Source organism: Halobacillus ihumii (genome assembly GCF_902726645.1).
Lineage (GTDB): Bacteria > Bacillota > Bacilli > Bacillales > Halobacillaceae > Halobacillus_A > Halobacillus_A ihumii.
Genome location: NZ_CACVAO010000001.1, coordinates 870564 through 884727 on the forward strand (window position 1 = coordinate 870564; position 14164 = coordinate 884727).

General features: G+C 37.4%; 13 protein-coding genes and 1 riboswitch. Of the genes, 2 read left to right on the forward strand and 11 right to left on the reverse strand.

Features of this window, described 5'->3' with window-relative positions:
- Positions 1-36: 36 nt before the first annotated feature.
- The 5 genes from G6R08_RS04600 to G6R08_RS04620 form a co-directional block, all read right to left on the reverse strand.
- Positions 37-1299, reverse strand: a complete 1263-nt coding sequence (locus G6R08_RS04600) for a TcaA second domain-containing protein (RefSeq protein ID WP_163526893.1) — start codon at positions 1297-1299, stop codon at positions 37-39.
- A gap of 185 nt (positions 1300-1484) precedes the next feature.
- Positions 1485-1601: an anti-repressor SinI family protein gene (locus G6R08_RS04605; protein WP_163526894.1), complete on the reverse strand. Its 117-nt coding sequence runs from the start codon at positions 1599-1601 to the stop codon at positions 1485-1487.
- 28 nt (positions 1602-1629) lie between these two features.
- Positions 1630-1740, reverse strand: a riboswitch (cyclic di-GMP riboswitch).
- Positions 1741-1797: 57 nt separating this feature from the next.
- Positions 1798-2004 carry a YkvS family protein gene (locus G6R08_RS04610; RefSeq protein ID WP_163526895.1) on the reverse strand — a complete coding sequence of 69 codons (207 nt, stop codon included), beginning with the start codon at positions 2002-2004 and terminating at the stop codon, positions 1798-1800.
- A 131-nt stretch (positions 2005-2135) separates the two neighbouring features.
- Positions 2136-2837, reverse strand: a complete 702-nt coding sequence (locus G6R08_RS04615; protein WP_420810374.1) for a CpsD/CapB family tyrosine-protein kinase — start codon at positions 2835-2837, stop codon at positions 2136-2138.
- Entirely contained in the window at positions 2827-3585 is a 759-nt protein-coding gene (locus tag G6R08_RS04620) for a YveK family protein (protein ID WP_163526896.1), read from the reverse strand. Before G6R08_RS04620 ends, G6R08_RS04615 begins: the two co-directional genes overlap by 11 nt.
- 225 nt (positions 3586-3810) lie before the next feature.
- Between G6R08_RS04620 and G6R08_RS04625 the strand changes: the two genes are divergently transcribed.
- A complete protein-coding gene (locus tag G6R08_RS04625) occupies positions 3811-4926 on the forward strand; it encodes an RNA-guided endonuclease TnpB family protein (protein ID WP_163526897.1) in 1116 nt (371 codons plus the stop codon).
- A 362-nt stretch (positions 4927-5288) separates the two neighbouring features.
- Here G6R08_RS04625 and G6R08_RS04630 read toward each other — a convergent pair whose 3' ends face one another.
- The 6 genes from G6R08_RS04630 to G6R08_RS22250 form a co-directional block, all read right to left on the reverse strand.
- Positions 5289-6335: a glycosyltransferase family 4 protein gene (locus G6R08_RS04630; RefSeq protein WP_163526898.1), complete on the reverse strand. Its 1047-nt coding sequence runs from the start codon at positions 6333-6335 to the stop codon at positions 5289-5291.
- A 41-nt stretch (positions 6336-6376) separates the two neighbouring features.
- Positions 6377-7504, reverse strand: coding sequence for a glycosyltransferase family 4 protein (locus tag G6R08_RS04635; protein ID WP_163526899.1), 1128 nt, complete (start codon positions 7502-7504; stop codon positions 6377-6379).
- Positions 7505-7546: 42 nt separating this feature from the next.
- Positions 7547-8278 (reverse strand): WecB/TagA/CpsF family glycosyltransferase, encoded by a 732-nt coding sequence (locus tag G6R08_RS04640; RefSeq protein ID WP_163526900.1) that lies wholly within the window; start codon positions 8276-8278, stop codon positions 7547-7549.
- Positions 8279-8536: 258 nt separating this feature from the next.
- The gene (gene tagH / locus G6R08_RS04645) at positions 8537-9343 is read right to left on the reverse strand and encodes a teichoic acids export ABC transporter ATP-binding subunit TagH (protein ID WP_163526901.1); all 807 of its coding nucleotides are present in this window, start codon (positions 9341-9343) and stop codon (positions 8537-8539) included.
- A 15-nt stretch (positions 9344-9358) separates the two neighbouring features.
- The gene (locus tag G6R08_RS04650) at positions 9359-10177 is read right to left on the reverse strand and encodes an ABC transporter permease (RefSeq protein ID WP_163526902.1); all 819 of its coding nucleotides are present in this window, start codon (positions 10175-10177) and stop codon (positions 9359-9361) included.
- Positions 10178-10331: 154 nt separating this feature from the next.
- Complete coding sequence (locus G6R08_RS22250; RefSeq protein ID WP_163526903.1) at positions 10332-12377, reverse strand: CDP-glycerol glycerophosphotransferase family protein; 2046 nt, start codon at positions 12375-12377, stop codon at positions 10332-10334.
- Between the two features lie 172 nt (positions 12378-12549).
- Here G6R08_RS22250 and G6R08_RS04660 point away from each other — a divergent pair, with 172 nt between their 5' ends.
- Positions 12550-14121, forward strand: a complete 1572-nt coding sequence (locus G6R08_RS04660) for a glycosyltransferase (RefSeq protein ID WP_163526904.1) — start codon at positions 12550-12552, stop codon at positions 14119-14121.
- Positions 14122-14164: the final 43 nt, after the last annotated feature.

The window sequence follows — 14164 nt, forward strand, 5'->3', positions numbered from 1 at the left end:
AAGAAGACTCGCCTTTGACGGGCGAGTCTTCTTTATTTAAAATTCCACTTCTTCCGTTTCTTCGGTTTTCAGAGATGATACGATCATTCCTGAACTGATCAACCACATGTCTTCCTGCTCATCATACATGAGATCATAATTCCAAATATAAGTGTTCTCTTCCTTCAACCTCTCTGAACTGTCTACGTTTTCACCAAAATAACCTGATTGAAATGTGATCGACGCATACATCGTGGAAGTAAAAGGACGTTCATCTTCTTCGCTGGTTATTTCCATACTGCCTAAGTCAAACACTATCTTCGTAACCTCTCCCTCAAAGTCTGCCCCTATTGCTTCAAGTTCTTCCATTTTATCTTCAGCCGCTTCTAAATATTCCTTACTTTGCATTCGTTTAAATTTAGAAATATCTTTTGCTTCGTAGGCGGCAATATATTCTTTCACATGATCGGTAATCGCCTTCTTTAAATCCTCTTCAAGGGATTCAGAAAGACTTTTAGCTGTTGCTTCAAGGGTGTCGTTTTCAAACTCTAAAGAGATCGGTTGTGATGTTTCGTATGTATTAATCGATATAATTTCATCATGCTTTTTCTCATTAACCTCAACAACCCCTTTTAGTATATGGGAACCAGGTGTTAGACCCCCCAGCTCATATACGGAGCTTCCTGTTACGGTTCCAATCTTATTCCCATCAAGAAATAAGGTTACATGTTCTGCATTTGATGAAACATCTACACTTACTGGATCCAACGTCAGACTAAACTGATCAAAGAATAACCATTGTGATCCTTGATTTTGCAAATGAATCATAGAAGCAGACCCACTGTTATTTGCTTTCCCATCTGAAACAGAGCGTAAGTAGCTCAACGTTGACACAAACTGATCGGAGTGTTGGTTATAATAGTCGACCATCAATTCAGCTTGCTTAACATTGAATGACTGATTTTTATGGTTAAAAGCGACTAAATCAACAAGTTGATGCGCATCTTCCTCATTAATGGCTTCTTCAAACTTTTGAACGACGTGCTGGGCAGACGTTACTTTACTTAAATACAGCCAGAACGTAACAGCAAAGCCAATTAGAAGAGCAATCGTAATAAAAGTAATAAATATTTTTTTCCAATTTTTCTTTCGATAGGAGCGTTGTTCTTCTATATGATCACTATAATAATGACTGGCGTTTAACCATTCGTGATTCTCCGCAAATTCCGCAGGCTGTTTTGCCTTTCCTGCTGAATTGCAATCTTCACACTCCTGTTGCGAAGGAGATATTTCTCTTCCGCATTTTCGACACTCCCCCACAAAATTCCCCCTTTCCATACAAACTAATTCTATTTTACCATATCGTGAAACTTCCAGCAGGGTAATTTTCATTTATTTTACAGTTTAGCAAGGAGCATTTGAAAAGCTAGGTGAGCACTCACATCTATTTTACTGCACACAGAAAAGAGGCTTCTCTATTGTAAGAAGCCTCCTTTTATTCAGATCTACCGTTTCATAAAAAATTGTCTTATTTCTTCTTTAGTTAAGCCGATATCCCTAGCCTGCTTCATCAAAGCTACCCAGTCAGCGTCCAAACTCCTCTTACTCTTTACCTTATTCAATGAATGACTCTCCCTCCATCATTCACCCTCAGGCAACCCGGCCGCCATAACCATTCTAGGAGTATGTAATAAACACGGGGATGGCATTAGACCCGTAGCTTTGCGTCCTTATTTTTCAATAAGTTTGCCTTTTTGCAAGGAGAAGTTGTTTGTTATCCTAATTATAATCCAGGATTGTTAAAAAGCAATCGTTTTTTCAAGATAAGATTCGATAGTTTTCGTGAGCCACTACCGTTCGTTCATAGTCAAACTCAATTTCTTCAAAGTTTTCCATAATCGTCAGGTCTACAATCACTGATCGTTGGCACTGACTTGGAATAACCTCTCCTTTAAATCTTATATTGTTTCTTTCAAACTCTACAATATTTCCAGGATTGGCTTTTTTCGTATCTGCTTTAAACACGTTTAAAACCCCTTTCAACAAAAACAATATAAATGTAAGCTTAATTCAAATTTCTGAATTCAACAACCTTTTCAAATAAATTGTAAAAAAATTGTAATAAAAAAGAAACGGAGCACGCTGCTCCGCTTCTCTTATGAATTACCGTAGTAATAATAGTAGTTACTATTCTTTTTCTCACGATCATTCAATACAACACCTAGGAGATTAGCTTTAGACTGCTGTAACAATTCTTTAGCTCGTTCAGCAGCCTGGAACTCTGTTTGTCCACTGCGGACGACCAGCATAACTCCATCAACTTCTCTTGCTAATACTTGTGAATCAGACACTGCAAGAACTGGAGGGGTATCAAGGATAATTAAATCATAAGTTTGACGTGCCTCCATCATTAGCTTGTGCATGGCTTTAGAGCCCAAAAGTTCAGATGGATTCGGCGGGATCGGACCACTGGGCAATACATCTAAGTTATCAACCGCTGTAATTTGAGTTGTTTCTTTCAATGTCTGACGTCCCACTAAGAAGTTGCTCAAACCTTTTGTGTTGTTTAGGCGAAATGAATGGTGGACAGTAGGTTTTCTTAAATCAGCATCGACCAACAATACGCGCTTACCCTGTTGGGCGAAAACGGCAGCCATGTTTGCGGAGGTCATCGATTTACCTTCAGAAGGTCCTGCAGAAGTGATCAATAATGATTGAAGTTCCTTATCCACAGAAGCAAACTGCAAATTGGCTCGAATCGTGCGATACTGTTCAGCAATTGGAGATTTAGGGTTATCGTTAGCAATAATTTTCCTTGCTTTCATGGCGACTTGCTTTTTTCTGGACTTACGTACCAACGGACTCACCTCTTACCTTTGAAGATCGACTCGGCTGTCTATTCATTGTTTCCGGACCTAAATCTTCTTCAGATACAGTTGAAATGACACCCATTAATGGAAGACCTAACGTCTTCTCAATATCCTGCTCGGTTTTAACCGTGTTATCCAAGTATTCAAGTAAGAAAGCTAATCCGACGCCCACCATTAAACCAACTACTAAGGCAATAGCTATATTAAGCATTGGCTTCGGACTAACTGGTTGAGGGTTTTCCACTTCTTCAGCTGGAGATAGGATATTGACATTATTAACGCTCATTAAATCCGGGATAGTTTCCTGAAACGTTTCTACCGTGCTATTAGCTAATTCTACAGCCATAGAACGGCTTTCATCTGTGACAGTCACTGTAACTACTTGAGATTGTTCTGCACTCGCCACTTGAATTTTGTTACTTAACACATCAGATGACATATCCAAGTTCAATGATTGAATCACTTGATCAAGAATAGCCGGGCTTTTAATAATAACGTTATAAGTATTTATAAGTTCAACATTCGTACGTATATCGTTAATATCATATGGGGATTCTTCTTGCTGGCTAGCAGATTGGTTCACGATAAATTGAGTTGAAGCCTGATAGGTAGGCGTCAAAACAAAAAATGTAACAATCGCACTTATGACAGCAGCTCCCCCGGTTACTGCAATAATCATCCAAATTCTCTTTCTCAATACTTCAAAAATTTCTTTCAGAGAAATCGTTTCCTCCATAGATGTACCTCCACTTATGTAAAATATTCAAAAATATATTCACATTATATCACAATGTGTCTGGATTTGAAGGAACTATAGCAAAATTTTACTAAATATCGGCAGTACACCCCCTATTTCAATGAGAGGCGTGCTGTCGATGATCTATCTTTTTTAAATAAACATATCATTAAGGTTTTCAATCCGAACATACGTTTGGTATAATAGGTTTATGGAGGTGAAAACATGGCCACGAAAACGATTCTCGTAAAGCTAAAGCATGTAACGAAGAAAAAACACAAACAGTTCATGGATGAACAGGCTGCCTATGCCTCATGCGTGAATCATTGTGTGGAACGCCTCCTAAACGGCGAAAAGCTTTCGTCTAAAAATATATCCTTTCCCTTAAAATCAGCCATTAAGAACGAAGGCATCCGTCGAGCGAGGAAAGCTGTTTCCGATTTTAAGAAAGGCTTAGCGAAAACAATTCCTGTATTCCGAAATTCCCTTACCATCAAGATTAATAACCAAAATTGGAACACTGTCGATCAAAACGGAAGGTGGTATATCGCCTTCACAAGCAACCAAGGTAAAAAAGCCCTTCCTGTGGTTGAAACAAAAGATGTCCAAAGCTATTTTCCATTCTTAACAACCAAAACCAGAGAGTTCCGAGGAACAATAGAATTACTTCGTAAAGGAAGACGATGGTATGTCGCCATTCCCATCCAAGTAAGTTCTGACTTGGACCTAGAAAACAGCCATCCATCCGTTACGAAACCATTAATGGATTACACATCTATTGGTGTTGATCTAGGGTTGAGACACCTTGTGGTTCTGTCTGAACCGACAAGTGGCAAACGCCAATTCTTTTCGGGAAAAGAAGTCGGCTATAAACGACGTCACTTTCGTTCCCTACGTCGTTCGTTAGGAAAGAAAAAGGCACAGCGTGCTATGGAACGCGTAGGTCAAAAAGAAAGCCGTTGGATGAAAGACTACAACCGAAAATTAGCTCAAGATATTGTAACGTTTGCTCAGCAATTCGAGAAACCCATGATTAAACTCGAACAACTGGACAATATCCGAAAAACTTGTCGCAGCATGAAACGGGCAGATAAAACGATTCATTCATGGGCGTTTTATCAGTTGAAGCAATGCATCAAAGAACGAGCAGCTACAGTCAACATCCCTGTGGTGGATATCGATCCGTATCAAACAAGCCAAACCTGCTTCGCATGTAAGCATACGGAGCGATCCAATCGAAAGCGTGAGGTATTCCACTGTAAGAAATGCGGTCATAAAGCTCATGCCGATCTCAATGCCAGTCGAAACATCGCAACAAGCACGAACTTGGCGGCGTCCTAATGAATAGTCGAGAGATGGGTCTTTAGGGTAGTCCAAGCGCCCACTAGGTATAATCCTAGTTCCAACATGCAAGCCTGTTTTTCTTCGCATGGGGAGTCCCGAGTGGCACGGGATATAGCGGTCATGTTGGAAGGCGGGCCAGAAATGGAACAACACGGAGGCTGTCGCGAGATCCCCTCCCCGCCTTAATGAGCCGTTACCGCCTCTCTAGGAGAGGTCTTCACAGGAAGCTCCGTCCTTCAGGGCCGAGAGGATGTCACTAAATGGTAATATAATTTTCATAGAGACTAGCTAAATAAGTTATTTCTTCTATGTCTAATCACCTAGTAACGCAAAAAAGATCTCGTTTTAGGAGACCTTCTTTACTCTTTACTTCTAGCTGCTTCTATTCTGTTTAAAATGGGACGATATCTTTCACCGGCGGCCCCAGTAATTTCAACCATTAACTCTACTGTAATCAGGATAATTGTTCCCATGAGCAGGGAACTTATTAATGTGGCTTGTGAGAAAAACACTGCTGATAAACTGAATAAAGCACTCATCGTATAAATCATAATTACGGTTTCAGGATGGCTATACCCAAGCTTTAGCAAGCAATGGTGTAAATGAGCAGAATCAGGTTTCATTATGGGACGTCCTGTCATGGCTCGACGAAGAATCGCAAATATTGTGTCTGATATTGGTACACCTAGGATGAGAATAGGGATAACTAAAGAAAAAAGGGTAACGTTTTTAAATCCAAGTAACGAAAGAACTCCGATCATAAAGCCTAAGAACATAGCCCCTGTATCACCCATGAAGATTTTTGCTGGGTAAAAGTTAAACACAAGAAACCCTAAAGTCGCACCGAACATCATTAAGCCCATCAGCATTACAAATGAATTCCCCATGGTTATGGCCATCCCTGAAACGGTCAATAAAGCAATTGCAGAGATGCCTGCAGCTAGTCCGTCCAAACCGTCCACGAGGTTTATAGCGTTCGTAATGCCAACAATCCAAAGCAGTGTAATAGGGAAGCTTAACATGCCGAATTCTAATTGACCCCCATATGGAAGATTAATGAATTCAACCTCTACCCCATTTACGATCACAATTACAGCTGCTAAAGTTTGTCCACTTAACTTGTACCAAGGGGCAATTCCGTAAATATCGTCCATGATTCCCGTGGCAACAATGATCGTTGCTCCGACCATAATCGGCCATGTGTACACATTTTCCGGCATAAATATACTTACTCCAAGCAACACGCTTAAGAAAATCGCTAATCCACCTAACCGCGGCATTAAGCGTTTATGGACTTTTCGAGAATCAGGAGAGTCTGTTGCTCCGATATAAATCGCTAATTTTTTCACAAGAGGTGTTAATAAAACAACAGCTATCAAGCAAAATAAAAAGGCCCTGAACTCCATGGAGGAACCTCCTTTCCTTTGTCATCCGTGATTTATAACCTTTAACCATTGCACTCTATTTTTGTCGGTACTTCGGGAAATAAATGATAAACCTGATTTACTTGAGCTGCAAAATGGTGTAAGGAAAATCGACTGGATGCAAATTCACGGAAGCTTTCCCCTATCGTTTCAAGCTCACTTCTTCTTAAAGAATAGGCTTGGTTTAGCGCCACTGCAATTGCTTCAACCTCAGGCTGTTCCACGATCCAACCGTACTTTCTAGAAGGAATAAGTTTATCGACACCGCCAACATCAGTTGTAATAGCAGGAACCCCTGCCCTGGCTGATTCCAATAACACAAGCGGAAAACTCTCACTTTTGGATGTGAGGAGGGTCAAATCAACCATTGGAAGTACAGCTTTCACATCAGATCTAAATCCTAAGAAATGTACATGATCTTCTATTTTCAATGTTTTGCATTGTCTTTTCAATTGATCTTCTAGTGTCCCATCACCTAAAAGCAGTAAATGTGCCTCATTATTTTGTTCGAGAAAGGATGCAAATGAATTTAGAGCCAACTCATGTTGCTTCACCGCTTCAAAGCGGGCTACCATAGCCACTAAAAAATCATCTTTCTTAAACCCAAGATCTTCCCTCTGTAAGTTTACTTCAGGTCTCACTGAAAAATCAATCCCATTATAAATGGTGCTAATTTTATGGTCTGGGATGTTCATTTGTAAAAGCCTCTTGCGAAAACGCTCAGAAATGGCAAGGCAATGATCTGCTGAACGAATAGCTCGCTTATGAAGATGCATAAACAGTTCACCCTTTACCCCATGTCCAATAAAGTCATCATTGGGATCACTATGAAGAGTAAGAACCCAGGGGATCGAAATTTTTGATTTAAGCATCCTCAGAAGTACATTCGCCCGCGGTCCATGTGTATGAATAATATCAATATTTTCTTGCTGAATGTACCTTTTTATTTGAAAAAGAACAGACAGATCAAAGGGAAAAGACTGCTTAAAATTTACCGTTGGGATTCCTGACTCAGAAGCCCGCTGCACCATTTCCCCATCCTCTAAAACGCCTAAAATGACTTCCTCGTGATTCAATTCGTTTAATAAGGATAAGATGTGATTCATGCCACCGCCTGTTTCGTTTCCCGCATTTAAATGTAGAACTTTCATAGCCTTATCCCCCAATTTCCACCGCACTCTGTTATTAGAATGTCACTTTTTCCATAAGATATGCCAAATGAATCGTGGCAGCTGTAACATCCGTTTCCAGCGTGACGGTTGTTTAATTAATCTATAAAGCCATTCAATATTCAACTTTTGCCAGCTCTTAGGTGCCCGCTTCAAATAACCAGCCAACCCATCAAAACTTCCTCCAACTCCCATAAAAAGTCCTCGACTAAACTGATTGTAATGTTGATGTATCCACTTCTCCTGATTTGGAAACCCTAACCCTACAAAAATCAAGTCAGGGTTACTATCCTTAACCTCTTGAACGATAGAAGCATCATTAATATCAAAATAACCATGATGAGAGCCTGCAATAACCAAATTCGGGAATTTAATTTTAATATTGGCTATAGCCTTGTTCAGAACATCCTGTTTCGCTCCCAGGAAATAGCATCTAAGCCCATCATGATTCGCTTTCTCCAACAGCTGAAGCATCAAATCATAGCCAGCGATCCGCTCGGGAAGCGGCTGTCGCAGTAACTTGGACCCTATGACGACACCAATGCCATCTGCAATGACATAATCAGCTTTCTGAAGAATTTGTTTATAGTCTCGATCCTCTTCCGCTGCCATCACAATTTCTGGATTTGCTGTTACGACAAACTTCTTTTTATGTGATGCAATGGCAGGAAATAAATGATCATTCAACAGCTGTTGATTATTTATTTTCGCAAAAGGAATTCCTTTAATTTCAACATACGCCTGATTTTTTTCCATGACAAGACACCTTTCCATGCTTTTACAAAAATTAATATAAAGTTAACAAAAGTATACAGTTGATTTATTGCCTTGCACGTTGTATCAGGTATATTATAAAGGGTTGGTCTCAAAACGACAATTAATACCTAACCACACGACACCTTTAACAAATTCACACAGATATCTCTAAGATACTGAGAATGCTGCAGAAACTAATTTTTCATTCAAATATAATTAGAAAGCACCCATTTCCTGTTAAGGACTTGGGTGCTTTTGTTAAGTTGCTGCCTTTATGCCGCTTTGCTTACTAGTAACCTCTTCTTTATATTGCTGCTTCTCTTTTTTAGACATTTTCTTATACTTCTCTAAAAACTCTTCGTAGTGATTAAGAACTTCTTTGGCGGGACCATATTCTTTAACTGATCCGTACTCTAGCCATACTACTTTTTCACAAAACTTTTTCATCTGTCCGATCGAGTGACTAACAAAGAACATCGTCTTTCCACTCTCTTTAAACTCGTACATTTTCGCTAAACTTTTTTCTGCGAAAGCTTTATCACCTACAGATAAGGCTTCATCAATAAGCAAAATATCAGGATCCACGTTAACTGAGATCGCAAAACCAAGGCGTGACTTCATCCCGCTGGAATACGACTTTACTGGCTGATCAATAAACTTTTCAACTTCGGCAAAATCAATAATCTCGTCTTCAAGTTCTTTGATTTGCTGTTGATTGAAGCCCAGCATAAGGAGCTTTAGCTCGATGTTTTCACGACCTGTCAACTTATTGTCCAGTCCAGAATTAACCGCAATGATGGCAGCTTGTCCTTTCACCTCTACCGAACCAGAAGATTCAGGGACAACGCCAGCAATAATATTAGACAAAGTTGATTTACCGGAGCCATTCACTCCAACAAAACCTATAATGTCACCCTCGTCCACATCAAAACTGACATTCTGAAGCGCATAAAAGTCTTCCCCATAGGATTTCCGAGGAATAATCAGGTCTAACAAACGTTCCTTTGGACTCTCAAAAAGCTTATAAATTTTTGTAACATCTTTTACAATGACTGATTTAGCCATGTTATCACTTCCGTTTTATAGAAAATCAATAAAGTGTCTTCTGAATTTCACGTGTAAAGCTGAACCAATAATAAACAACCCTGCTATTACTCCAATGAAATATAAAGTATACTGCCAATGGTCAATGAAATACCAGCCTTGACCTAATAGTGATGTTCGGTAGCCTTCTACAATATAATAAAATGGATTAATCTTCATAATTACCTTAAGCCAAGCTAAATCTTGCCCCAACTGAGTAATATCCCAAAGGATTGGTGACAGATAAAGCAACATTCTCAACACTGATTGAAGGAACATCTGTACGTCACGAACAATCGTTGAAAGTGTCGACAATATTAAGGAAAGGGAATATAGCAAGGCAAGTACTGCCCCCATATATATTGGTAACTGAAGGTAGTAAATATTAATTGGATAACCTAATATTGTTAAAATAGCCGAAACTAACGCCAATAACAATAAATGAGGATAAAATTTTGAGAAAATAACATAACTTGGTATAACACTCATTGGAAAATTCATTTTTGAGAGCATTTTTATCTTGGTATAGATAGATTTAGAAGCCTGTATCAAACCTTGATTAAACAAGAACCAAACAACTATACCAGATAGCATCCAGGGGAAAAAGTCCATGCCCCCTGCACCTACTTTGTTACCGCGGATCCCAACTCCAAAGACAAACCAATAAATAGAAATTTGAATAGCAGGATTTAATAATTCCCAAAGCATTCCTAAGTAATTATTATTGTTTGTACTTTTAAGTTCATACAAGGATAGCCTTCGTATTAAATAAAAATATTTAATTTGTTCTTTAATAACTATAATCGATGACTTCATATTTTGCCCTTCCTTAAAAAACAAATGTCAAAAACACTCATCAAATTATACTAATATCCGGCATAAAACACAACACTATATATTTCTTAAAGTTCACCTTGGAATGAATAATCGACGCCTTTTACAATTAAAGGCGTCGATTATATAACATCCACTATTTTTTAAAGACTTCCTGGACAACCCTTTTGGAAGATTCCCCATCTTCCCAGTTACAGAACCGATCATAAAACTTCTCGAAATTATCACCAAGAAGATAATTGCTCATTTGAAATTCCTTAATGGAATAAATTACATCATCGGTTGTTTTAGCCAGTGGACCTGGGGATTCTGTTTCTAAATCAAGGTAAAATCCTCTTAAGCTGTCACGGTATTCATCAAGATCATATACATAAAAAATAATCGGTCTTCTTAAGTTCGCGTAATCAAAGAAAACAGAAGAATAATCTGTGATTAATATATCAGAAATTAAATACAAATCCCTTATATCTTCATGCTTAGAAAGATCGTAGGCAAAACCTTCATACGGCCCAAGGTCGAAGTTTTCAGCAATTAAATAATGCATCCGAAGAACGACTACATATTCTTCACCTAGTTCTTTCTTCATATGATCTAAATCCAGACTCAAATCGAACTTGTATTTTCCTTTTTGATAAAATTGATTGTCTCTCCAAGTTGGAGCATATAAAATGACTTTTTTATCAGTCGGTATGTTTAAAGATTTTTTCAATTCGTGAATCGTTTCCTTATTATCCTCTTGAATTAAATAATCGTTTCTTGGGTAACCTGACTCAATCATTTTTCCATTAAATAAGAATGCTCGTTCAAATATCTCACTGGAGTATTGATTAGGTGCCACTAAATAATCCCATTTAGCAGTTTCTTTAATAAAGTTACTTTTATATTTAAACGTATTAGTTCCAGGCATATGGACCTCTTCCATATCAACTGCTAAGCGTTTTAAAGGTGTGCCATGCCATGTTTGTAAATACTCGGTCCCTCTTGGCTTTGGTATCCAATTCGGAAGTCGGGTATTTGTAACCCAGTATTTAGCTCTAGTCATTACTATTAGCCATTTTACTGAAAAGCGCCTTACAACAGGAAGACCCTTGGATTTAAGGTCGCTATAATATCTTCTATCTGCACTCCAAATCAATTGATATTCAGGCTCGTTCACCTTCATATATTCGTAAACCGCCCGAGGACTATCGCTATACTGTTTACCGTGAAAGCTTTCGAAAACAACTAAATTCTTTTTCTTAGGAAGTAAGCTTGCAATATTAAATATATGTTTATAAAGCTTTAATGCTCTTTTACCTCTTCTCATTTTCACTACTTTTAACTCAAGCTTGTCAGCAGTTTCCTTTAGAGGGTTATCCTCCAATATTTTAACTGATAAATACCTTTTTTTCTTAGTTGGTTTAATAGTTACTTTAAGTTTTGTATCTTCATTATTAAACGTGAATGTATCTTCAAACTTAATGGCTCCATGGTACTTAAGTCGTGGACTTTCTTTTACTATAACTGTTTCCTCTTCTGTGAACTCTACACCAAGGGTGAATTTTAATGAGTTAGGTAACGATTCAATATACTTTTTATCAAGTTTCAATTGAGCTTGAAAAGTGTCAAATTGCTTACCTGTTCTTTCAGTAATGTCTATAGGTAAACGACTTTCGTTATTCGAAACATCCGTTATAGCCAGATATTTCTCATGCACCCTTTTAAGATCTATCTTTTCTATTAGCCCTTCTACGATCAAAACTCCATCATTTTGAAATTCCACATTATTCACACCAGCAAACAGTTCCACCTCGCTATGCTTAAAGGAAATGTTCCCTTTTTTTGTAATATAAGCATGAAATGTGCCTGCTTCTCCGTTTATTCTTACAAATTCAATTGAATTGTTCTTACAAATCACCCTCTGAGTGCCTTTACTATTTTGTAAGTATAAATCCCAAAACTCTCCATTAAGCAATATTCCTTTTAAGTCAAAATAGTCTAAAACACTATAAAGAAGTTGGGTTTCACCGTTAACATACTTAATTTTTATTGGCAAACTGATTTCTTCCTGATTATTTCTATTAACTAGAATTAAGCGATTGTTACGATCCTTTGTATCTATAGGTATAAAAATAGACATTTTCTGATTTTCATGAATTTTAATATCTACAACACACGGCTCTTGTTTATTATTTGATTTCATAACATTCTCCTTATTTAATACCTTGATAATTTCGTTTGTCGCTATGTTTGAGGGAGACACGTTTTTATTTAAAGTGAAAAATGCTATACTCTATCTTACTATATGATACATGAACCATCTAGTGATAAAATATTATTTAATGATAACTCATAATAGAAAAGAAGGTGTTTTCGTGGACAAGAACCAACCGATATATTTTTTAATGAACTCCATTGATGTAGTTAAAGGAGGACTAACCAGGGCTTCCCTAAAACAAGCTTCCACATTCGCTGAAATGGGCTATGATGTACACATGCTTACCTTCAACTATAACTTAAACTATCCAAAAATTCGAAAGAAGTTACTAGACCTAGGAAAGATTAATCCTGCTGTTAAAATTAGAAACATATACGAAGATATGGAAGAAATGAGTGAAAATGAAAGATTAACCCCAGCTTCTCCAAAAGAGGCTTCTTTAAGTAATTTAGCCGATGGAGGAAATTTAGATAAGAGAGATGGCTATAATGCATTCAGAGTCTATAAAAATGGACTTTATGTTAAATATATTGCTCTAAACGAGGATGACTCCCTTAAGTTCATTGACTATTTTAACGAAAATCGTTATAGAACAAAACGAGTTGAATACGACCTTATTGGCAATATAAGAAGGATTCTATATATGGACTACGAGAACAATAAGCCCAGACAAACTATCCATTTTAATAAAGGCGGAACAGCCTACCTTTCAATTTGGACCACATCTAGCGGGAAAATACAAAGAATAAACATTTTCCAAAACAATGGAGAAATTGAAAAAGTTTACACCGGTGCAGCGGGGGATATTTCCTTTAAACAAAGTTGGCTCCAAAGATGTATTTCCGGTAAACGTCATCCAATTATAGTTACTGATACAAGGTCAACTGATGAATTATTAGCAACATTCCAAAATAAAGATGCTATTAAAATTTGGAGGTTACACAGTTCTCATTTAGATAAGCCATTTAGTGTTGATGCGCCAATAACCAAAAAAGTCAAAACTGGAGTTAAGTATTTAACGAATTTTGATGGTGTATTATTGTTAACAAACCAACAAAGAGTAGATCTTATAGAAAGGTTTGGTAATAACTCATTATTTTATGTGGTGCCACACTTTCACGAACAAAAGAAAAAGAAGTCTTTACTTAACTCATTACCTTACCGGAAAAATCAAGATGAAAAAAAAGCTGTCATTATTAGTAGATTATCTACACTTAAGCGAATAGACCATGCCATATATGCATTTAAAGAAGTTGTAAATGATGTACCTGACGCAAAATTAGAAATTTGGGGTAAAGGTGATGAGGAAAGTAATCTCACAAAGTTGATTAATGAACTGGGGCTTCAGGACAGTATAGAGATAAAAGGATACACACATGAGCCTGATAAAATATATAAAAGTGCCTTATTTTCTGTATTAACCTCTAAAAGTGAGGGCTTTGCTCTATCCGTTCTTGAAAGTATGGTTAATAAAACACCAGTTATTAGCTATAATATTAGGTATGGACCTAACGAGTTAATCTCCAATAACGAAACTGGTTTCCTGGTTGAAAATGGCTCAACTAGCGAACTCTCAAGAAAAATGATTGAACTATTTAAAAACCCCGAAGCTGCTAGAAGGACTGGGGAAAATGCCGCTGATTTTATAGATCAAAACTATAGTAAGGAATTATATAAGAAGAAATGGATAGAATCACTTAATGATATTATTAATAAAAAAAAGTCTTAACATATAGAAAAACAGCTAGCTATTAATTGCTAGCTGTTTTTCT